The organism is Mycobacterium sp. (assembly GCF_047975165.1).
In the GTDB taxonomy this organism is placed as follows: domain Bacteria; phylum Actinomycetota; class Actinomycetes; order Mycobacteriales; family Mycobacteriaceae; genus Mycobacterium.
Map to the genome: position 1 here is coordinate 1 of NZ_JBKECZ010000164.1, position 22,234 is coordinate 22,234.

At 66.6% G+C, this 22,234-nt stretch carries 15 protein-coding genes, 3 tRNA genes and 3 pseudogenes; 8 read left to right on the top strand and 13 right to left on the bottom strand.

All coding sequences use genetic code 11. The features are described from left to right. Positions 1-245: 245 nt before the first annotated feature. The 11 genes from rplA to ACK5M9_RS15350 all read right to left on the bottom strand — a co-directional run bounded on the left by rplA (position 246) and on the right by ACK5M9_RS15350 (position 4,986). Positions 246-959 carry a 50S ribosomal protein L1 gene (rplA, locus tag ACK5M9_RS15300; RefSeq protein WP_416894003.1) on the bottom strand — a complete coding sequence of 238 codons (714 nt, stop codon included), beginning with the start codon at positions 957-959 and terminating at the stop codon, positions 246-248. A 79-nt stretch (positions 960-1,038) separates the two neighbouring features. Beyond that, a complete protein-coding gene (rplK, locus tag ACK5M9_RS15305) occupies positions 1,039-1,470 on the bottom strand; it encodes a 50S ribosomal protein L11 (protein ID WP_416894004.1) in 432 nt (143 codons plus the stop codon). Between the two features lie 53 nt (positions 1,471-1,523). Then, positions 1,524-2,246 (bottom strand): transcription termination/antitermination protein NusG, encoded by a 723-nt coding sequence (gene nusG, locus ACK5M9_RS15310; RefSeq protein ID WP_416894005.1) that lies wholly within the window; start codon positions 2,244-2,246, stop codon positions 1,524-1,526. Positions 2,247-2,278: 32 nt separating this feature from the next. Continuing rightward, the gene (secE, locus tag ACK5M9_RS15315; protein WP_416894006.1) at positions 2,279-2,782 is read right to left on the bottom strand and encodes a preprotein translocase subunit SecE; all 504 of its coding nucleotides are present in this window, start codon (positions 2,780-2,782) and stop codon (positions 2,279-2,281) included. Positions 2,783-2,938: 156 nt separating this feature from the next. Next, positions 2,939-3,011 (bottom strand) — tRNA-Trp (locus ACK5M9_RS15320). 118 nt (positions 3,012-3,129) lie between these two features. Beyond that, positions 3,130-3,630 (bottom strand): (3R)-hydroxyacyl-ACP dehydratase subunit HadC, encoded by a 501-nt coding sequence (gene hadC / locus ACK5M9_RS15325; protein WP_416894007.1) that lies wholly within the window; start codon positions 3,628-3,630, stop codon positions 3,130-3,132. Between the two features lie 3 nt (positions 3,631-3,633). After that, the gene (hadB, locus tag ACK5M9_RS15330) at positions 3,634-4,062 is read right to left on the bottom strand and encodes a (3R)-hydroxyacyl-ACP dehydratase subunit HadB (RefSeq protein ID WP_416894008.1); all 429 of its coding nucleotides are present in this window, start codon (positions 4,060-4,062) and stop codon (positions 3,634-3,636) included. Then, a complete protein-coding gene (gene hadA, locus ACK5M9_RS15335) occupies positions 4,049-4,528 on the bottom strand; it encodes a (3R)-hydroxyacyl-ACP dehydratase subunit HadA (protein ID WP_416894009.1) in 480 nt (159 codons plus the stop codon). Before hadA ends, hadB begins: the two co-directional genes overlap by 14 nt. 49 nt (positions 4,529-4,577) lie before the next feature. Further along, the gene (gene rpmG, locus ACK5M9_RS15340; protein WP_007167776.1) at positions 4,578-4,745 is read right to left on the bottom strand and encodes a 50S ribosomal protein L33; all 168 of its coding nucleotides are present in this window, start codon (positions 4,743-4,745) and stop codon (positions 4,578-4,580) included. A 44-nt stretch (positions 4,746-4,789) separates the two neighbouring features. Further along, positions 4,790-4,863, bottom strand: a tRNA-Met gene (locus ACK5M9_RS15345). Positions 4,864-4,913: 50 nt separating this feature from the next. Further along, positions 4,914-4,986, bottom strand: a tRNA-Thr gene (locus ACK5M9_RS15350). 174 nt (positions 4,987-5,160) lie between these two features. Between ACK5M9_RS15350 and ACK5M9_RS15355 the strand changes: the two genes are divergently transcribed. The 7 genes and pseudogenes from ACK5M9_RS15355 (at position 5,161) to ACK5M9_RS15385 (ending at position 17,546) form a co-directional block, all read left to right on the top strand. Next, positions 5,161-5,877, top strand: a complete 717-nt coding sequence (locus tag ACK5M9_RS15355; protein ID WP_416894010.1) for an MBL fold metallo-hydrolase — start codon at positions 5,161-5,163, stop codon at positions 5,875-5,877. Between the two features lie 114 nt (positions 5,878-5,991). Continuing rightward, a complete protein-coding gene (locus tag ACK5M9_RS15360; protein ID WP_416894011.1) occupies positions 5,992-6,825 on the top strand; it encodes a hypothetical protein in 834 nt (277 codons plus the stop codon). Positions 6,826-6,916: 91 nt separating this feature from the next. Beyond that, on the top strand, positions 6,917-7,612 hold the full coding sequence (locus ACK5M9_RS15365; RefSeq protein ID WP_416894012.1) for a crotonase/enoyl-CoA hydratase family protein: 696 nt from the start codon (positions 6,917-6,919) through the stop codon (positions 7,610-7,612). A gap of 49 nt (positions 7,613-7,661) precedes the next feature. Beyond that, on the top strand, positions 7,662-10,985 hold the full coding sequence (gene recC / locus ACK5M9_RS15370) for an exodeoxyribonuclease V subunit gamma (RefSeq protein ID WP_416894013.1): 3,324 nt from the start codon (positions 7,662-7,664) through the stop codon (positions 10,983-10,985). After that, a complete protein-coding gene (locus ACK5M9_RS15375; RefSeq protein ID WP_416894078.1) occupies positions 10,985-14,293 on the top strand; it encodes a UvrD-helicase domain-containing protein in 3,309 nt (1,102 codons plus the stop codon). Before recC ends, ACK5M9_RS15375 begins: the two co-directional genes overlap by 1 nt. Next, positions 14,290-16,056: an exodeoxyribonuclease V subunit alpha gene (gene recD, locus ACK5M9_RS15380; protein WP_416894014.1), complete on the top strand. Its 1,767-nt coding sequence runs from the start codon at positions 14,290-14,292 to the stop codon at positions 16,054-16,056. The genes ACK5M9_RS15375 and recD overlap by 4 nt, the downstream gene beginning before the upstream one ends. 72 nt (positions 16,057-16,128) lie before the next feature. Then, positions 16,129-17,546: pseudogene (locus tag ACK5M9_RS15385) on the top strand (DUF222 domain-containing protein). Between the two features lie 316 nt (positions 17,547-17,862). Here ACK5M9_RS15385 and ACK5M9_RS15390 read toward each other — a convergent pair. Further along, positions 17,863-18,183 (bottom strand): annotated as a pseudogene (locus tag ACK5M9_RS15390) (IS256 family transposase); the annotation flags it as partial. Between the two features lie 368 nt (positions 18,184-18,551). After that, positions 18,552-21,656 carry a DUF3427 domain-containing protein gene (locus tag ACK5M9_RS15395; protein ID WP_416894079.1) on the bottom strand — a complete coding sequence of 1,035 codons (3,105 nt, stop codon included), beginning with the start codon at positions 21,654-21,656 and terminating at the stop codon, positions 18,552-18,554. A 133-nt stretch (positions 21,657-21,789) separates the two neighbouring features. On the opposite strand from ACK5M9_RS15395, the pseudogene ACK5M9_RS15400 reads away from it, so the two are divergent. Further along, positions 21,790-21,858: pseudogene (locus ACK5M9_RS15400) on the top strand (hypothetical protein); the annotation flags it as partial. Between the last annotated feature and the right edge of the window lie 376 nt (positions 21,859-22,234).

Consider the following 22,234-nt stretch of genomic DNA (forward strand, 5'->3'; position numbering starts at 1 on the left):
CAGGGTCAGTGGGCAGGGCTCGCGTCCAAGAGTGGTGCTACCGGTGGTGGTTCACCGGCGCCGCGGGCGCCGGCTCACTCCCCCTCGCGGCCTGATTCTCGGCTACGTTCACCGGCGCCGCGGGCGCCGGCTCACTCCCCCTCGCGGCCTGATTCTCGGCTACGTTCACCGGCGCCGCGGGCGCCGGCTCACTCCCCCTCGCGGCCTGATTCTCGGCTACGTTCACCGGCGCCGCGGGCGCCGGCTCACTCCCCCTCGGTACCGAAGTTGCGCGTGACCGACGGGTCCACCGGGATCCCCGGCCCCGTCGTCGTCGACACGGTCACCTTCTTCAAGTAGCGCCCCTTGGACGAGGACGGCTTGTGCCGCAGGACCTCGTCGAGTGCCGCACCGTAGTTCTCGGCCAGCTGCTTCTCATCGAACGACGCTTTGCCGATGACGAAGTGCAGGTTTGCCTGCTTGTCGATACGGAAGTTGATCTTGCCGCCCTTGATGTCGTTGACGGCCTTGACGACGTCGGGGGTTACGGTGCCGGTCTTCGGATTGGGCATCAAGCCGCGGGGACCCAGCACCCGGGCGATTCGCCCCACCTTGGCCATCTGGTCCGGAGTGGCGATCGCGGCATCGAAATCGAGGAATCCGTCCTGGATCTTCTCGATCAGGTCATCGCTGCCGACGATGTCGGCCCCGGCGGCCGCAGCCTGCTCGGCCTTCTCGCCCACCGCGAACACCGCAACTCGAGCGGTCTTGCCGGTACCGTGCGGCAGGTTCACCGTGCCGCGCACCATTTGGTCGGCCTTACGCGGGTCGACACCGAGCCGGATCGCCACCTCGACGGTAGCGTCCTGCTTGGTCGAAGACGTCTCCTTGGCGAGCTTGGCCGCCTGCAGAGGTGTGTAAAGGCTGTTGCGGTCGATCTTTTCAGCCGCAGCGCGATATGCCTTGCTGTTCTTGCTCATTTCGATATCCAATCTGTGTTGGGTTCGTGGTCGTCAAGCGGGCCGAAGCTGGCCCTCCCACGTTTTCCTCAGGCCGGTACTACTCGACCGTGATACCCATCGAACGGGCGGTACCGGCGATGATCTTGGCTGCCGCGTCGATGTCGTTGGCGTTGAGGTCCACCTTCTTGGTCTCGGCGATCTCGCGTACCTGATCCCAGGTGACCTTGGCGACCTTGTCCTTGTGCGGCTCCGCCGAACCCTTGGCGACGCCGGCGGCCTTCAACAGGAGTTTGGCGGCGGGAGGCGTCTTCAGCGCGAACGTAAAGCTGCGGTCCTCATAGACCGTGATTTCCACTGGGACGACATTGCCGCGCTGGTTCTCCGTCGCGGCATTGTAGGCCTTGCAGAACTCCATGATGTTGACGCCGTGCTGGCCGAGCGCCGGGCCGACCGGCGGCGCAGGGTTGGCCTGCCCCGCCGCAATCTGCAGCTTGATCAGCCCGGTTACTTTTTTATTCTTCGGGGCCATGAGATGTCGAGTCCTTCCTGGTTCTTCAAAGCTTCGGCGACGATGCCGGCCAGCTAGATCTTGGAGACCTGGTTGAAAGTCAGCTCCACCGGTGTTTCGCGTCCGAAAATGGAGACCAGCACCTTCAGCTTCTGCTGTTCGGCGTTGACCTCGTTGATCGTGGCCGGCAACGTGGCGAACGGCCCGTCCATCACCGTCACCGATTCGCCGACCTCGTAGTCGACCTCGATGACCGGGCGCTCCAGCCCACCCGCCTCGGCCACGACTGCCGTACTTGCCGCCCCCTTCACGGGCTTCTTTGCCGCCCCACGCGGCAGCAGGAACTTCACCACGTCGTCGAGTGTCAGCGCCGACGGCCTCGACGTCGCACCGACGAACCCGGTCACTCCCGGGGTGTTGCGCACCGCGGCCCAGGAGTCATCGGTCAAGTCCATCCGCACCAGGATGTAGCCGGGCAGCACCTTGCGGTTGACCTGCTTGCGCTGCCCGTTCTTGATCTCGGTGACCTCTTCGGTGGGAACCTCCACTTGGAAGATGTAGTCACCGACGTCGAGGTTCTGCACACGAGTTTCAAGATTGGCTTTCACCTTGTTCTCGTAGCCAGCATACGAATGGATGACGTACCAGTCGCCGGGTTTGCTGCGCAACTCCGCCTTGAGTGCAGCGACCGGGTCGACCTCTTCCGCCGCTTCTTCCACGGGCGCATCGACATCCTCGGGCTTGTCGGCCTCTTGCACGTCGACCGCCTCACCCGCGAACGCGTCACCGGTAGTCACGGTATCAAAGTCCTCTCTATCACTGGAACGCCTCAGCCGAACACCAGCAGCACAAGTTTGCTCAAGCCCACGTCGGCACCGGCCACCAGCGCCACCATGAAAACCAGGAAAACCAGCACCACCGACGTGTAGGTGAGCATCTGCTTGCGGTTGGGCCAGATCACCTTCCGCATCTCGGCAACGACCTGCTTGAGGTAGTTGTAGACGAATACGAACGGGCTCAGCACACTCGACGAATCCGCCTTCTTGGACTTCTTCCCCGACTTCCGGGCCTTATCTGCCTTGGCTTTCTTACCCGCGCCGGACGGCGAATCCGAAGCCGACTTCGACGCACCCTGCTGCCCGGCCGCCTCGGACTCGGCCGCGTCGCCTTGGTCGGATTCCGCGGCTCGCTGCCGCGACCGTTTGCCCGTCGGGCGCTGGGGTCGCGGGACCGTCTCGGTCGCGACCACCGCCCGGGTCTCGCTATCGCGGTTGCCCCCGGTGTCGCCGCCGTCGCTTGCGGCGTCGTCGGCAATATCGCCTTCGTCGCTCACCGCATGCTCCTTCGTTCGCTGACTATCCGACGTGCCGTGCCACTGCGGCTGGCCACATTCCCAGTGTCCACCATGGCACCCTACCTATGCCTGCCTATGCGCCCGCTCCTCCTCAAACCGACCCGGTCCGCATCTTCGCCGGGTGGCCAGCCTCAGCAGGGGCGACAGGACTTGAACCTGCAACCTGCGGTTTTGGAGACCGCTGCTCTGCCAGTTGAGCTACGCCCCTTCACGGGCCTACACAACTCGCGCGCTCCCCGATCGCCCCGGATGGACCGACGGACAGCGCGCTTCTACTGGGAAAACCCGAGGTCCGAGTGTACATCGACCCGGGACCCAGATACCAATTAGCCGGTCCTGACGACCTGACCGGTCTCCTTGTCCCACCGAAGTTCGATCGAGTTGTCGCCTTCGTGCCCCATCATCGTGGTGAAAGCCTCCAGGACCACTTCTCCGTGCTGGTTGACGCAGGTGTTCCTGGTGACCACGATGTCGGCGCCGAAACGCTCGTTGACCGAATCGACGACCATGGTGGCGACGAGCCGGTCTCCGACTTTCACCGGCTTGCGATAAACGAACTTCTGATCCACCTGAACGATCTGCATGGTTTCGAAGCCCACATCGACGTTCCGGAAGAAATCGTCCTGGACAAGCTTGGCGACGATCGCTACGAAGGTCAGCGGCGCCAACAGGGCGTCGTGGCCGAGTTCGGCGGCAGCCTGCTCGTCGAAACTGGCCGGATCGGTGGCTTTCACCGCTGTTGCGAACTGGCGGACCTGCTCGCGGCCCACCTCGAAATAGTCGGGGTATTGCCAGCTCATCCCTCGGATATCGGTTTTGAGGGCCATCGGCTACGCCAGCTTCGCCGAGGCGGTGGCCCGACCGAAGATCTTCTTGCCGCCGGTCGTCGCGGTGAGGGCGACGGTCACCGACTTGCTCTCCGGATCGACCGACTTGACCCGGCCGTTGAACACCAGCTCCGCGCCTTTGCCGTCGTTGGGCACCGGTACGACCGCGGTGAATCGCACGTTGTATTCGGTGACCGCGCCCGGGTCACCGACCCAGGATGTGACGTAGCCGCCACCGATGCCCATGGTCAGCATGCCGTGGGCGATCACCGTGTCCAGCCCCACCACCTTGGCGATCTCGTCGTCCCAGTGAATGGGGTTCAAGTCACCCGATACACCCGCGTAGCTCACCAAATCCTGCCGGGTCAGGGTGTAGATCTTCTCTGGAAGCCGATCTCCGACCTGCACCGAACTGAACTCACGCACCGCCATCAGAAAATCCCTCTCCGCCGTCTTCCCCGGCACGACCGGCCAACGTCGTGTACGTCTCCTGCACGATGTCACCTTCTTGGTTGCTGATGATCACCTTATTCACGATCAGCTCGGCACTGTGGGCGGCACGCACGGACTCCACGTACACGTCGCAGTAGAGCTTGTCGCCGGCCCTGATCGGCCCGAGGAACTTGAGCACCTGATCGACATGGACGATCTTCGCCTCCATCAATCCGATGCCGGCGTCATGGAAAAAAGCCAGCTGCGCCTTATAGCCCAGCACGCTGGTGAACGTCGGCGGCACCGGCAGCGCCGAGTAGCCGAGTTTGGCTGCCTCGTCCTCGCCGAAGAAAAAGCGGTCGTCGTTCTTCACCGCCGTCGCGTACTCGCGGATCTTCTCCCGCTCAACGACGTAGTAGTCGGGGTAGCGGTAATGCATCCCGACGATCTTCTGGCCCAGTGACACTGGCTATCGCACCTACCTACGAATCCGCTGCGTTGCGCACATCCGGGGCTCAGCGTGTTTCGCGGTGCGCCTGGTGTTTGCCGCAGTTGGGGCAGAACTTCTTGAGTTCCATCCGGTCGGGGTCGTTTCGTCGATTTTTCTTGGTGATGTAGTTGCGGTGCTTGCACACCTCGCAGGCCAAGGTGATCTTCGGCCGCACGTCGGTACTGGAAGCCATATCTGTTCTCTCTCGAATCTCTGTCGAAGCCGCATCTTGTGTTGTAGCGATGGCCGGACTCGAACCGGCGACCTAACGATTATGAGTCGTTCGCTCTAACCAACTGAGCTACACCGCCTCGGAACCCGCCCATCTGCAAGTTCGGCGCCACCTCATCGGCATCCGCCGAGCCCCCTAACGGAATCGAACCGTTGACCTTTTCCTTACCATGGAAACGCTCTACCGACTGAGCTAAGGGGGCCGTCCGCCCGTAGCGACCAGTCGTGCCGCGGGCCTAGAAGAGGGTACAACCTGCCCCGCAACGGCACCAAACCACCGACGACCTTCACCGACCCGATAGGACGCCGGGCTCGCTCGAGGCGCCGCGATGGCCGGCCTGGTTCGCAGTCCGGTGGACAACCAATACGCTGTTGAAATGTCAGACTCAGACCGGCTGTACTTCCGTCAGCTGCTATCCGGCAGCGATTTCGCCGTCGGCGACCCGGTCGCGACGCAAATGCGCAACTTCGCCTACCTGATCGGCGATCGCCGGACCGGCGACGCCATGGTCGTCGACCCGGCGTACGCGGCCGGAGACCTCCTCGACACCCTCGAATCCGACGGCATGCGACTGTCCGGTGTCCTGGTGACCCATCACCACCCCGACCACGTCGGCGGCTCCATGATGGGTTTCGAACTCAAAGGGCTGGCCGAGCTGTTGGAGCGGGTGAGCGTGCCCGTCCACGTCAACACCCACGAGGCACTGTGGGTTTCCCGGATCACCGGAATCCCCCTGCCCGATCTGACCACCCATGATCACCGGGACAGGATCGCCATCGGCGACATCGAGATCGAATTGCTGCACACTCCCGGCCATACTCCCGGGAGCCAGTGCTTTCTACTCGACGGACGGCTGGTCGCCGGCGACACACTGTTCCTCGACGGATGCGGGCGCACCGACTTTCCCGGGGGTGACAGCGACGAGATGTACCGCAGCCTGCAGCAACTCGCGGCGCTGCCGGGCGACCCGACCGTCTACCCCGGGCATTGGTACGCGACCGAGCCCAGCGCAGCACTGTCGGAGGTCAAGCGTACGAACTATGTGTATCGCCCCGCCAGCCTCGAACAGTGGCAGACGATGATGGGCGGCTGAGGGTTCCCGACGCGGTATTCGGCGGGAATATCCGGCCGGCAGCCGGCCGCGGCTGCACGCTGCGGGCCACCACTCTACGATCGTCTCAACCGCATTCCTGAGGGGAGTTGGCCGGTGGGATGGATTCAAGCGCGTTGGGATGACATCACCAACGTCGAGTCCAGTACGTGGCTCGCGTGGGCCGCATGGGTCGCTATCGCACTGGGCGTGGTCACGCTGATATTCACCTACCGGCAACTGCAGCGCAATCGCGGGCTGGTGACGAGCAAGACGAGGCCTCATGTCGCCATGCTCATGGAGCCCAACGTCACCGACTGGCACATCATCGAATTGGTGGTACGGAATTTCGGCCGCACCGCCGCCTACGACGTCGGGTTCAACTTCCCCAAGCCCCCGACGGTGGCCGCGTACGAGAACGCGTCCGCTGGCTACGCCGACGTCGTCGAACTGCAACTCCCCGCGACCTTGCCGACACTGGCGCCCGGCCAGGAGTGGCGGATGGTATGGGATTCCGCACTCGACCGCGCCGAAATCGGCCACAGCATCGATTCCCGATTCGACGGCACGCTGACCTACTACGACAGCCCGGAGCGGCCGCGCGGATGGAAATTCTGGCGGCGCACCCGGCGTCCGCTGGAGACCAAGGTGGTGCTGGACTGGGACGCCCTGCCGCCGGTTCAGCGCATCGAACTGATGACAACGCACGACCTGGCAAAGCGGGAGAAACAAAAACTCGAGTTGTTGCGCAGCCTGCTGACCTACTTTCACTACGCGAGCAAAGAAACTCGCTCAGAGGTGTTCCGCAGCGAGATCGAACGCATCAACCAGGCAATTCAGGAAACTCAAGACAGGTGGCGCACCCGGCAGGCCGACGAGTCCGCCACTGCCGGCTCGAACTGGGGCGGCACCGACACCGACCCGGGTAGGCATCGCGGTCAGCCCGCGTGACCGACCGACGGGAACCCCCGGCAGCAGGCACCGGAATCGGTCCCGGCGTCGATCTGATCCAATCGAAAACCGCAGAAGAGGAGCAGCACCCATGAGCGGCCCGGTTACCTACACCCACGACGGAGCCATCGCGGTCATCCGGATGGACGACGGCAAGGTCAACGCGTTGGGACCGGCCATGCAGCAGGCCCTCAACGACGCCATCGACCAAGCCGAAAAGGACAACGCCGGGGCGTTGGTGATCACCGGGAACCAGCGGGTGTTCAGCGGCGGATTCGACCTGAAGATCCTCACCTCCGGCCAGGCGCAACCCGCGATCGACATGTTGCGCGGGGGCTTCGAACTGGCCCACCGGCTGCTCTCGCATCCCAAACCGGTGGTGATGGCATGCACGGGCCCCGCGATCGCGATGGGCTCATTCCTGTTGTGTTCCGGCGATCACCGGATCGCCGCCCCCACCTACAGCATTCAGGCGAACGAGGTCGCGATCGGAATGGTCATCCCCTGGGCCGCCCTGGAGATGCTCAAGCTCCGGCTGACCCGGGCGGCCTACCAACAGTCCACCGGGCTGGCCAGAGCCTATTTCGGGGATACTGCACTGGCGGCCGGCTTCATCGACGAGATCGTCGAACCCGACATGGTGGTGGCCCGCGCCGAGGAGTCCGCGCGCGAATTCGCCGGCCTCAACCAGCCGGCGCATGCGGCAACCAAGCTGCGTGCCCGCGCAGAGGCGCTCAAGGCGATTCGTGCCGGCATCGACGGGATCGAAAAGGAATTCGGGCTCTGACGCCCGACTAAGGGCAACGTGTCGGCCGCCCGGTCTAAGGTGGCCCGCGATGGCACTTCACCTCCACCGGGCTGACCGAACCGACCTGCTTGCCGACGGCTTGGCCGCCCTGCTGGCGGAGCCGCCGGCGGACCCGTTCGCCGGGGAAATCGTGCTGGTTCCCGCCCCCGGGGTCGAGCGTTGGCTCAGCCAGCGCCTGTCGCACCGATTGGGCGCGTCGGTGCGTCGAAGCGACGGCGTCTGCGCCGGGGTGTCGTTTCGCAGTCCGGCATGGCTGATCGCCGAGATCACCGGCACCGCCGACGACGATCCGTGGTCACCGGAGGCAATGGTGTGGCCGCTGCTGGAGGTCCTCGACCGCTCGCTGGACGAGCCGTGGTGCCGCACAGTGGCACAGCACCTGGGCCATTTCGACTCCGGCGACGAATCCGAGCTGCGGCAGGGGCGGCGCTATTCGGTGGCGCGACGGCTGGCCGGGCTGTTCGCCTCCTACGCCCGGGAGCGTCCCGAACTGCTTGCCGGCTGGCTCACCGGAGACACGAGCGACCACAGGGATCTCGACTCCGACCTGACCTGGCAACCGCAGCTGTGGCGCGCGCTGGTAAGGCAGGTTCCGGCCGACCCGCCACATATCCGCCAGCAGCAGGCCCTGGCCCGGCTGCGCAATGCTGCTAGCGACCTGCCGGCCAGATTGTCGCTGTTCGGCCACGCCCGGCTGGCGAGCAGCGAGGTGGCGCTGCTCACGGCGCTGGCGACCCACCACGAGCTGCACCTGTGGCTGCCGCACCCCAGCGAGGCGCTGTGGCGGTCGTTGGCCGGCGGGCACGGCGCGGTGCCCCGCCACGAGGACGCCACGCACCGTGAGGTCGCCCATCCGCTGCTGGCGACACTCGGCCGGGATCTGCGCGAGCTGCAACGCGGCCTGCCACCGGATCCCGCCACCGACGAGTGTCTCGACGGAATCGATCGGCCGCAAACCCTGCTCGGCTGGTTGCAGTCCGACCTGGCCGCCGACGCCGTCCGGCCCGAGGGCCGCACGTTGGCCGCCGACGACCGATCGGTGCAGGCACACAGCTGCCACGGTCCGGCCCGCCAGGTCGATGTGTTGCGCGAGGTCCTGCTCGGTCTGCTCGCCGACGACCCGACGCTGGAGCCTCGCGACATTCTGGTGCTGTGCCCCGACATCGAGACCTACGCGCCGTTGATCGTCGCCGGATTCGGTGTCGGCCTCGCCCTGGCCCCCGGCGACACGGCGCCCGGCGCACATCCGGCGCATCGCCTGCGGGTGCAACTGGCCGACCATTCACTGCTGCAGGCCAATCCGCTGCTCGCGATGGCATCGGAACTGCTGGCGCTGGCCGGCGGCCGGGTGACCGCGGGCGAGGTGCTCAACCTTGCCAAAACGCCTCCGGTGCGCGCCCGGTTCGCCTTCGACGACGACGATCTGGAGGACATCGCCGGTTGGGTGCGGCAGTCGAACATCCGCTGGGGTTTCGATCAGGCGCACCGCGCACCCTTCGGCGTCGACTTCGTGCACGACACCTGGCGATTCGGCATGGACCGGATACTGGCCGGGGTCGCGATGTCGGACTCGTCGGCGGCCTGGATCGGCTCAACACTGCCGCTGGACGACGTCGGTAGCAATCGGATCGAGTTGGCCGGCCGATTCGCCGAGTACATCGACCGATTGCGGCGGGTGGTCGCTTCCCTCACCGGGACGCAGCCAGTGCGCGACTGGCTGGCCGCCTTGGCCGACGGCATCGGCCTGCTGGCGCTGGTGCCCGACGACGATGCCTGGCAGACCGCCCAGATGCAACGAGAATTCGCCGAGGTACTGAACACGGCGGGCCCGAGGTCGCACACCCCGATGCGGCTGACCGATATCCGCGCGCTCTTGCGGCAACACCTTGCCGGGCGTCCCACGCGCGTCAACTTCCGCTCCGGTTCGCTGACCGTGTGCGCGATGACGTCGCTGCGGTCGGTCCCCCACCGCGTGATCTGCCTGGTCGGCCTTGATGATGGCGCGTTCGGACGGACCGGAGTCGTAGACGGAGACGACGTACTGGCCCGGCACCCGTTGACCGGCGAACGCGACCCCCGCTCCGAGGACCGCCAACTGATGCTCGACGCCATCGGTGCCGCGACCGGCAGCTTGGTGATCACCTATACCGGCGCGGATCAATACTCGGGGCGGCCCCGCCCGCCGGCGGTGCCCCTGGCCGAGCTGCTCGACACCCTGGACGTGACCACAACCGGGCAGATCCGCTCTCGTATCCTCACCGAACATCCCTTGCAGCCGTTCGATGTTCGCAACGTCGAGCCCGGCAGGCTGGTGCCCGGGGTGCCGTTCAGCTTCGATCCGACCGTGCTGCGGGCGGCCCGTTCGGCCACCGGCAACCGCGGCGAGCGACCCAAGTTCGTTTCCGGGCCGCTTCCGTCGCCGGCAATCGGCGACGTCGACCTGGACGACCTGGTCTCCTTCTTCAAGGATCCGGTGAAGGGCTTCTTCCGGGCACTGGACTACACACTGCCGTGGAAGGTCGACGGCACCGTCGACGGCATGCCGGTGGATATCGACGCACTCGGGAAATGGACGGTCGGCGAACGGATGCTGCACGACATCCTCGGCGGCATGGACCCCGACCAGGCAAGGCAGGCCGAATGGCGGCGCGGCACCGTGCCGCCCGGCCGGCTCGGCTGGCGCACGGTGACCGAAATCCGCGACCAGGCCGCGCTGCTGGCCACCGCCGCGCAGGAGTTCCGCCGGGCTGATCCGGTGGCCTACGACGTCGACATCGACCTGGGCTCCAGGCGGCTGACCGGCACGGTGCCGCAGGTGTTTGCCGACGGCCTGGTGTCGGTGACGTACTCCAAACTGGACGGCAAGCATCTGATAGAGCCGTGGATCCGGCTGTTGGCGCTGTTCTCCCATGCCCCCGATCGGGCCTGGTCGGCCATCTGCATCGGTCGGGCGAAGCAGGACACCACCCCGCGGGAGAGGGTGCTCGGACGGGCGGACCGGGAGGCCCGCGACGTCCTTGCGGAGCTGGTGGCCATCTATGACGCCGGACGACGCGAGCCGATTCCGTTGCCGCTCAAGACGTCCTACGCGTGGGCGGAGGCCAGGCACACCGGAGATTACCCACAACGGGCAGCGAATTACCGGTGGCAGTCGGGCCAGTATCCCGGCGACGACGCTGAACCCGCCCATGTCCGCGCGTGGGGCCGGCAGGCGCCGCTCGCCGACCTCATGCAGCCGGTGCGGCCGGGCGAAGAATTCCCGGGCGAGGACAACCGGCTGGGCGCCTACGCCGCTCGCCTGTGGCTGCCCATTTTGCGCGCCGAATCGCCCGCGGGAAGAAACCGCCGCTGATGGAGCCTTTCGACCTGTTGGGACCACTCCCAGCCGACGCCTCCACCACCGTACTGGAGGCCAGCGCCGGAACCGGCAAGACGTTCGCGTTGGCCGGACTTGTCACCCGCTACATCGCCGAGGGCCGGGCGCGGCTGGACGAAATGCTGCTCATCACGTTCGGACGGGCGGCCAGCCAAGAGTTGCGGGACCGGGTTCGCCGCCAGATCAACGACACGTTGGCGGCTTTCGACGACCCGGCCACCGCGGGCGACAACGACTTGACGGCCTATCTCATCCAGGGCGACGACGCCATTCGCAGCGAACGCAAGCAACGACTGCGTGATGCGCTGGCCGGAGTCGACACGGCGACGATCGCCACCATTCATCAGTTCTGCCAACTGGTGCTCAACTCACTTGGGGTAGCAGGTGATTCGGACTCCGGCGTCACACTCGTCGAGGACTTCGGCGACCTGGTCACCGAGATCATCGACGATCTCTACCTGGCCCGGTTCGGCCACGATCGCGACGCACCCACATTGGGCTACGACGATGCGCTGAACATATGCCGTGCAGCGGTGAAGAACCCGTCGACGCAATTGCGGCCGGCCAGTCCACAGCCGGGCTCACCCGAAGCCACCCGGGTCACCTTCGCCCGGGACGTGCTCGCCGAACTGGAAAAACGCAAGCGCCAGCGCGGCATCCTCGGGTATGACGACCTGCTGAGCCGGTTGGCCGATGCGCTGAGCGCCGACGACTCCCCTGCCCGGCTCCGCATGAAACAGCACTGGCCCATCGTCATGGTCGACGAGTTCCAGGACACCGACCTGGTGCAATGGCAGGTCCTGGACCGGGCCTTCAACGGACAATCCACGCTGATCCTGATCGGCGACCCGAAGCAGGCCATCTACGGGTTCCGCGGCGGCGACATCGCCACCTACCTGCGTGCGGCAGCCACCGCGGGGGACAAGCGCACGCTGGCGACGAACTGGAGAAGCGACAGCGCACTGGTCGACCGGCTGCAGGTCGTATTGGGCGGAGTCGAATTGGGCGCCCCGGAGATTGTCGTTCGCAACGTGCGGGCATCCCGCCGAGGCCACCGGCTGACGGGTGCCCCACGCAACGATCCGTTCCGGCTACGGGTGGTGCGACGAACCACCCTGGGCCACAATAAAACTCAAGACGTTCCCATCGACAAACTACGCACCCACATCGGCCGTGATCTCGCCGCCGACATCGGCGCGCTGTTGGCCGGTGGAGCGATGTTCGACGGTGAGCCATTGCAGGGCCGTGACATCGCGGTGATAGTCGAGCGGCACCGGGATGCCGCCATCTGCCATCAGACATTGACCGAGGCGGGGATTCCCGCGGTGCACACCGGCAATTCGGACGTCTTCCAATCGGAGGCCGCCGAAGACTGGCTGGCCCTTCTGGAGGCCTTCGACCAGCCGCATCGCCCCGGCCTGGTGCGCGCCGCCGCAGCGACAATGTTCTTCGGACTGACCGCCGAGGACATCGCCACTGGGGGTGACACGCTCACCGATGAGATGGCCCAAACCTTGCGCGAGTGGGCCGACCAGGCCGGCCGGGGCGGGGTCGCCGCCATCTTCGAGGCAGCCCGGATACGGGGAATGAGCGACCGGGTCCTGTCGTGCCACGGCGGCGAGCGGCGCATGACCGACGCGGCGCAGGTGACCCAGCTCTTGCAGGCGGCCGCGCACCGCGAGCATTTCGCACTTCCCGCGCTGCGGGACTGGTTGCGCGCCCAACGCGATGAAGGTGACAGCAGCGAACGCAACCGCCGCCTGGACAGTGATGCGGCGGCCGTCCAGATCATGACGATCTGGGCGAGCAAGGGGCTGCAATACCCGATCGTGTATCTACCGTTCGCGTTCAACCGCTACGTCCGGCAGCGCGGCCCGGTGCTGTTCCACGACCGGGATGTGCGGTGCCTGCACATCGGTGGCAAATCCAGCCCGGACTTCACCGCCGCCAGCCCCCTCGGGCTCCGCGAAGCCGCCAACGATGCCAGCCGATTGACCTACGTCGCGATGACTCGCGCCCAGTCCCAGGTGGTGGCGTGGTGGGCGCCTGCCAAAGACGAACCCAACGGCGGACTGTCGCGGCTGCTCAGGGGACGTCGACCCGGCGAAGCCACCCTCCCCGATCGTTGCGAACCCGCCAGGATCACCGACGATGACGCGCGGGCGCGGCTTCGGGAGTGGGAGGATGCCGGCGGTCCGGTCCTGGAAGATTCCGTGATCGCCTGCGCGCCACCTGCTTCCGTCACCGCGCCGCCGTCGGATCTCGCTGTCCGCCAGTTCCAGCGAACCATCGACACCGGATGGCGACGCACCTCCTACTCGGGGCTGGTCAGGGCGGCCGAGACGGCAGGTGCCGGCGGCGAGCCCGAGGTGAGTGAATTGGACGACGAGGCCGCGGAGATCCCGATCGGCGAAGCCGCGGCCGCACCGGGCGTGCCATCTCCCATGGCCGAGCTGCCCACCGGAGCAAAGTTCGGCTCGCTGGTGCATGCGGTCCTGGAAACCGCCGACCCGCTGGCCGCAGACCTCACCGCCGAACTCGAGGCCCGGATCCGAACGCATTCGGTGCGGTGGCCGGTGAATGTTGCCGATGCCGAACTGGCGGCGGCCCTGGTGCCCATGCACGACACCCCGCTGGGGCCGCTGGCCGGCGACCTGACGCTGCGACAGATCGGTCTCCCGGATCGGCTGCGGGAGCTGGACTTCGAGTTTCCACTGGCCGGCGGAGACCGCTGCGACCGCGACACTGACATTCGGCTCGCCGATGTCGGGAGGTTGGTGGGTTCCCACCTTCCCGCCGGCGACCCGCTGGCATCTTACGCCGACAGGCTCCTCGACGAACCACTGTGCGACCAGTCGCTGCGCGGGTATCTCAGCGGCTCGATCGACGTGGTGTTGCGCATTCCCGACGGGCCGGGGCGGGGGCCGGGGCACCGCTACCTGGTCGCCGACTACAAGACCAACTGGCTGGCCGGACCGGACCGCCCGCTGACCGCTGCCGACTACACCGGACCGCGACTGGCCGAGGCGATGCTGCATTCGGATTATCCATTGCAGGCGATGCTGTACAGCGTTGTGCTGCACCGTTTTCTGCGTTGGCGGCAGCCCGGCTACGACCCTGCGCGACACCTGGGCGGTGTGCTCTACCTGTTCGTTCGCGGGATGTGCGGGCCGGGCACGCCGGTGATCGATGGCCATCCGGCCGGGGTGTTCAGTTGGGCGCCGCCGACGGCGCTGGTGAGCGATCTGTCCGAACTGCTCGATGCGCGCGGGGGGGCCGGATGAGCCTCGACCCCGTAGACGTCCTCGACGCCGCGGACCGAAGGCGCACTGTCGGCGCCACCGGGCTGCTGCGGACCTTCAACGAGGCCGGCGTGATCGAGGCCGCCGATGTCCATGTCGCACAAAGGCTTACCGAGATGGCGGGTGAATCGAATCCGGACGTTGCGCTGGCGCTCGCGCTGGCGGTGCGTGCGCTGCGGGGCGGTTCGGTGTGCGTGGACCTACGCTCGGTGGCCGCGCAAGTCGGCATCGCCGATCTGCCCTGGCCGGCGCCCGAGGGGTGGCTTGCCGCGGTACTCGCCAGCCCGCTGGCGGGGTCGCCTCCGGTGCTGCGGATTTACCACGACAACCTGTATCTCGACCGGTACTGGCGCGAGGAGCAGCAGGTCACCGACGACCTGTCGCACCTGTTGGCCACCCGGACCTCGGGGCGAGCACCCGGGATCGGGCGGCTGTTTCCGCCCGGCTTCGATGAACAACGTGTGGCCGCGCAGGTGGCGTTGGGGCAAGGCCTGACGGTGCTCACCGGTGGGCCCGGGACGGGCAAGACGACCACGGTGGCACGGCTGTTGGCCCTGTTCGCCGAACAGGCGGAACTGGACGGCAAGCCGCGGCTGCGGATCGCGCTGTCCGCACCGACGGGCAAAGCCGCCGCGCGCCTCAACGAAGCCGTGCAGACCGAAATAGACAAACTGGATCCTCTTGACCGGCACCGGGTTTCCGGCCTGCGGGCCACCACCCTGCACCGCCTGCTGGGCAGCCTGCCGGACAGCTCGTCGCGGTTTCGCCACAACCGCGGCAACCGGTTGCCGCACGACGTGATCGTGGTCGACGAGACCTCGATGGTGTCGCTGACGATGATGGCTCGGCTGCTCGAATCGGTGCGTCCGCAGGCGCGGCTGCTGCTCGTGGGAGATCCCGATCAGTTGGCGTCGGTGGAGGCCGGCGCGGTGCTGGCCGACCTGGTCGAGGGGTTCGGGGCCGCCGCGGGTTCTCCGGTAGCCGCGCTCAAGACTTCCCACCGGTTCGGCAAGTCGATAGGCGCGCTGGCTTCAGCGGTCCGCAACGGCGACGCGGATCGGGCCGTCGAGGTTCTGCGGTCCGGCGGCGATCACCTCGAGTGGATCGACACCGACCAGCCCGCCGATGTGCTGCGCAATCCCCTGGTGTCCCACGCACTTCGGATCAGGCAGGCCGCGCTGCTCGGTGATGCCCGGGGTGCACTGGCGACGCTCGATGAGCATCGGCTGCTGTGTGCGCACCGGCGCGGACCCTACGGAGTCCAGTACTGGAATCGGCAGGTAGAACGCTGGCTGGCCGAGGCGACCGGCGAGCCCATCTGGTCCGCGTGGTACGCCGGCCGGCCGGTGCTCGTCACGAAAAACGATCACGGAATCGGTGTGTACAACGGCGACACCGGCGTCACCGTCTTGCACCGCACCGGTCGCCGGGGCGCGCTGCGCGCCGTCATCGCCGCCGCCGACGGCATGCAGGAGTTCACGACCAGCCGCCTGTCCGATATCGAGACCATGCACGCCATGACCATCCACAAGAGCCAGGGAAGTCAGGCCGACGAAATCACCGTGCTGATGCCACCGGAGGATTCACGGCTGCTGACCCGGGAGCTGTTCTATACCGCGGTCACCCGGGCCATGAGCAAGGTGCGGATCATCGGTTCCGAGGCCACGGTACGTGCGGCGATCCAGCGCCCGGCGGTGCGGGCCAGTGGGCTGGCGCATCGGTTGCGGGCGGGCGCAGGCAACTAGGCGACGTGTCGCCCGCCGGGCGCGGGGTTCGGCGGGCCCGGACTTGTCGTACCCCTTTGTGATGATGGGGTCATGTACTCGATCGCACCCCCGGGTGACAGTGATGCGCTGCCGTTTCCGGCGTCGGTGTCTGATGGCCGGCTGGAAGGACTGTTCGAGGAACTCGCGGAGTTGACCGGGCAGCGCAATGCCATCGATGGGCGGATCGTTGAGATCGTCGCCGAAATGGATCACGACGGGTTGTGGGGCAACACCGGGGCGCGGTCGGTCGCCGCGGTGGTGGCCTGGCGCACGGGTTGTTCCCCGGCGAACGCGAAAACGGTCGCCACCATCGCCCAACGCTCCGCGGAGTTCCCGCAGTGTGTGGCCGGGTTGCGGGAAGGCCGGCTCTCGCTGGATCAGGTCGGCACCATCGCCGCCCGCGCGGGGGACGGCTCCGATGCCCACTACGCGCAGCTGGCCCGGTGCGCCTCGGTCACCCAGCTGCGCACCGCGATCAGCCTCGAACCACGACCGGATCCCGACCCCGCACCGGAACCGAAACGTTCGATCCGCAAGACCAGCGACGAAACCTCCACCAGTTGGCGGATCACCCTGCCGCACCTGGAGGCCGCCACCTTCGACACCGCCCTGCAAGCCCACCTCGATGCACTGGTCACCAACTGGAAAGCCGACCGCGAAGAAACCGGTACCGGCGCCGGCCAGGGGTCCGGTGAGGACGCTGACGAGGGTGCCGGCGGCTGGCCGGGTGACAGGGCCGGCGGCAGGCCCGGCGGCGAGGCGAACGACGGCGAGCAGATCCCACCTATGCCCACCACCATCGACGCGTTCCTGGCCCTGGTCGAGGCCGGCTGGGACACCGAAGCCGCCCGGCGCCCGCATGCCCAGCGCACCACCGTCATCGCCCACCTCGACGTCAAAGACAGGGCTGCCGCCCTGCACCTGGGCCCACTGCTCTGCGATGCTGACCGCCAATATCTACTGTGCGACGCCACTTTCGAGGCCTGGTTCGAACGCGACGGCCAACCCATCGGTGTCGGGCGCACCAGCCGCGCCATCCCCCGCCGGCTACGCCGCGCCCTGGAACACCGCGACCGCACCTGTATCGTCCCCGGCTGCGGAGCCACCCGCGGCCTGCACGCCCACCACCTACGGCACTGGGAAAACGGCGGCCCCACCGAACTAACCAACCTCGCCCTGGTCTGTCCCTATCACCACCGAGCCCACCACCGCCGCCTGATCACCATCACCGGCCCCGCCGAGAACCTCACCATCACCGACAGCGACGGCCACCACCTCACCAACGCATCCGGGGCCCACCCACCCACCAAACCCCCACCGGAGGTACCCCCTGCACCGGACCCACCGGCGAACGCGCCCAATGGTGGTGGTACCAGCCCTACGAACCCAAAACGCGAGAACCAGCGGCCGAACCCGAACCCCAGCCGGAACCCACGGCAGAACCACAGCCACCACCGTCGGCAAGCTGACCCCAGCCCCAGCCCCAGCCCCAGCCCCGGCCCCGGCCCCAGCCCTGACCCCAGCCCCAGCCCCGGCCCCGGCCCCGGCCCCGGCCCCGGCCCCGGCCCCAGCCATACCGGAACCGGTGCGACCGGAAGACTCACCATCCACGGCAACCGGCGCCGGGCGGCGATCCCGGGCGTCGCCACCGGAGAATGATCCGGGATACCAATCCCCAGGTGCCGCAACCGACTGTCACCGCAGGACAGCCGCTACCGACCACGGGTCACCGGCCGCGCGTGATCCCGGCCCCTCGGTCACCTTGGTGCGGAATCGCACCGTGGCGAACGTGACGACGTCGTCTTGCCACTGACCGGTAAGTCGGGCGATGGTAGTGACCGACAATCCCGCACCCGTGCCGAGGAACTGCTCCAAAGCTGGGCCGAAGTCGCTGGTCGACAGCCCATGTAGGTACAGCAGCGGCAGCACCTCACGTGGTTGCCAATTGCCGTTGCCCACCACCAGCCGGTGGCCGTTCCCGTCGAGCTGATCATTGAACTGAGCAACGTAGGCGGCAAACTCAGCCTGCAACGCCGAGGCCGACATCTGCCGAGTGTCCACGCGGGCGAAGTCATCGATCACCGACGACACCGGGCCCGCCAACACGACCGGCGCAGCAGAACCAACACGATTGCGGCCTCACGGACTGCGTTGGGCATGGGGCCTACCTTCCCGAACCAGCGCGCCAACGCCGGCCGTTGATCAGACAACTGGACTTCAGATCGCCCTCGGGACGGTGCACCCAAATTCGTCGCCTCGCCGAGGCTCATCCACAGGTTCTGATCAGTGCTCGCGCCGCGTTCGGCAACCTGAGTTGCACGATCGCCGGCGTGGGATCGAATCCACTGGCCTACCCAGCGCAACCGCGTGGTCGCGGCGGCCCGCGGCATCTACCGGAGCCAACCGCCCACCCTGGTGGAATCGCATCGGCGATTCACCCCGCCCGCGGTCAGCACCAACCAGGACCGTTGCAGCTAAGCAACCGCGGCACGCGAGGCCACGAACACCTCGGTGGGCATCGGGCGGCGCAACCGCCAGGTGATCGCCATCGGTCGATCGCCCTCGTGCGAAACATAGTCGGCCGGACCGAGGAACACATAGGGTGCCGCTCCCAGCTCATTGGTCTTCGAGTCGCGGACGAAAAGCAGGATGCGCGAGCCGCGTTCGCGATGATGAATGTAGCGTTGCCCGGTCGGCGACGCCGACGACGTCGTCGATTGCGATTCCCAGTGGAAAAGTTCTGGGCTGAGCGCGAAGTCGCGATACATCGTCGTCGGCGAGTAGTCCGTTTCGGTCTTGCTCAGAGTGATCAGGAAGGCGTCGGCGTTCGCCGCAGCGCACCAGGCCACACCTTCTCGCATGGTGCTCGGGGTCCGTTTCATCGATGCGAGCCCCAGTGCCGACAGAATCTCTTCGCGCGAATAGGTGGCATGCACTTCCAGCGGCACGTCACCGAAATCAGGACCGAAACCACCCAGGGGATGAGTAGTGCGATGCGCTCGACCGAACGCGATGTCGATGACCTCTCGCAGTTCGTCGACAACCGGCTCCTGAGCGAGCGCGGCCAATCCATCCGCCGCACTGGGAAATTCGCCGCCGTCCGGGAAGAGCGAAAAGAACAGCATCGCGGCCAACCGCTCTTCCGCGGCACTTGGTGGCTCACCCGCCAAAATCGCCTGATAGGCAGCCCTTCGCTGAGGATCATCGACGTGCGCAAAAACGCGCACCCGCTTGACCAACGCCCGCTCGTAGGGACCCGGTTCGCCCGCGAGTTTCCCGGCCTCGCGGCACAACGTCGTCCAGGACCGTCCCGATCCGTCCGAACGCAACACGTCTTCCAGGCTTCGGCCGAATTCGTCGAGGTAGGACGCGAGGTCGCTGCCCGGGTGCGAGCGCACCTCGGAGACCAGCTCCGTCCGGCGGGTCGACACCTGCTGGCGGATGTTGTACAGCACGACTTTCCGCGCCACCTCATCGAGCACAATCTGACTACCCGATGGCAGGAAAGGAAAACCCTGCTGAACCTGGCGCTCCAGAGATCTGCGGCCCACCCCGGTCAATGCGCGGAATCGCAGATCGAAGCGGAACTCACGGCGTTGGTTACCGACGAAGTCCAGCGCGGTCAGCACCGTCTTGCCCGGCGTCAGCCGCAACCCGCGGCCCAGTTGCTGCAGAAAGACGGTGGCGCTTTCAGTCGGACGAAGGAACAGGACCGTGTCTACCTCGGGAATGTCCAGTCCCTCGTTGAATAGGTCGACCGCGAAGACCACGTTGATCTCCCGATTACGCAACGCGGTCAGCACCGACCGGCGTTCGGCAGCCGATGTGTCCGCCCACACCGCTCGCGCCGGAATGCCCGCCGCGACAAAATGTTCCGTCATATAGCAGGCATGGTCGACGCTCACGCAGAAACCGAGTGCCCGCATCGCCGAAACATCGTCCACCTTGTCGCGCAGTTCCTTCAGCACGATGCGGGTCCGTGCGTCATTGCCGGTATAGAGATTGCTCAGCGCCGCCAGATCGTATCCACCCCGTTTCCAGGCCTGGCCGTCAAGATCCGTCCCGTCGCCGATGCCGAAATAGTGGAACGGACACAGCAGGTTCTGCTCCAGCGCCTCCCACAGCCTGAGTTCGGTGGCGACCCGACCGCCGAAGAAGTCGCGCACGTCCACACCATCGCCGCGCTCCGGCGTCGCCGTAAGGCCCAGCAACTCCAGCGGCCTCAAATGATCGAGCAGACGGCGGTACGAGGATGCCTCGGCATGATGGAACTCGTCGACGACGACAACGTCAAAATGCCCGGGTTCCAACGTCGACAGACGATCGGCAGACAGTGACTGGACGCTGGCGAACACGTGGCGCCACTGCTCCGGAACGTTGCCGTCCACCAGCAACTCGCCGAACGTGGCGTCAGTCAGTACCTCCTGATACATGCGACGGGCCTGGGTCAGGATCTCCTTGCGGTGCGCGACGAACAGCAGCGTCAAGTCACGGCCGTGGATCTCCCGGGCGAGGCGCCGATAGTCCAGTGCGGCGACGACGGTCTTGCCGGTGCCGGTGGCCGCGACAATCAAATTGCGGTGGTTGCCATGCAGAACACGCTCGGCATCGAGCTCCTCGAGCATCTCGGCCTGGTAGGGCTTGGGCTGCACCTCCAAACCCGACAGGGTTACCGTGAGCCGGTCGCGTTGCCGACCACCGGCCGCGATATCGAGGGCGGCCCGTAGCTTGTCCCCATCCGCATCTGGCTGGTACTGCTCGAATTCGCGATTCTGCCAATATGATTCGAAAGTAGTCCGGAATTTGTCCAGCAGATGCGGTGTCGACACCGCCGACAGCCGCACATTCCACTCCAGGCCGTCCACCAGTGCGGCATGCGACAAATTGCTCGAACCCACATAGGCGGTGTGAAAGCCCGTGTCGCGCCGCAACAGCCAGGCCTTGGCGTGCAGCCGGGTCCGGTCGGTCTCGTAGTTGACGCGGACCTCGGCACCGAAGTCGCGCACCAGCGCATCCAGCGCCCGCGCGTCGGTTGCACCCAGATAGGTGGTCGTGATGACTCGCAGCGGCACACCGCGCGCCTTGAGATCATTGAGTTGACATTCCAGCAGGCGCAGCCCCTGCCACTTGACGAACGCGCACAGCAGGTCGACACGGTCGGCGCTGGCAAGCTCGGTACGCAATTCCGCCGCCAGCACCGGTTCGTTGCGTGCGTTCGTCATCAACGCGGCGTCGGACAGCGGGGTGGCCGGCCGCGGCAGTCGACGATCACCGAGCCTGTTTGCCGGGGCTACCGACTCCAGCCGGGTGATCCTTTTCGGATCGTCCTGATCCAGGCGTTCGTCCATCACTGCCGGGTCGGCCAAAACCGACAGAATCTTGGACACCAACTCGGCCCGCGCCTGCGGGCCGACCGTCATCCGCAGCGCCCGCTCGATGAGCGGCGTCAGGTGCCGCGCGATGGTCAGCGGCTGCTCGGCCTCATCGACCACTCCGATACCGGGATCGAGGTCGGCACAGGCGGCCAATTCCGCTTTCAGCCGCTCTGTCAACAGTGACTCATAGAGGCCTTCCCGCACGCCCGCACCGTAACGCACGGCCCGACAACCCGCCCGCAGGCGCGAGGCCCCCAGCCATTTCCGGCCGAGCCGACTTGTCACACCCCGGTTGTAGCGTTCGCGCCATGTTCCACTTCGCGCCAAGGAGGATCCGATGACCGCGCCCCTGCCAGGCTGGTACCCCGACCCGCCCGGGGCACCGGGGCAGCGCTATGTCGATGGTCGGCGGTGGACCTACCGCGCGCCATCTCCATCACCGCCGCCAACGCCACCCCCGACGTCAATCGTCATCAACAACACCGTCGCCGCCCCGACGCACCTGGTTGTCAGCCCGGGTCCCAACCACGCCTTGCACCTGGTGCTCACGCTGCTCACCTGTGGCATGTGGCTACCGGTCTGGCTGGTCGTCGCCGTCGCCGGCGGCCGGCAGCCGGCGAACGCCGGTGGCAGGCCGCTCCGCGGCGTCGAATGCCGGCGTCATAATTTCCAGCACAATCGGCGGCCTGTACCTGCTGGGCCTAGCGACCAGTTACCCCGCCGTGTTCCTCGGCCTGGTCGCGCTGGCCGGTCTCGGCTACCTGAGATACCGGGCCTACGAA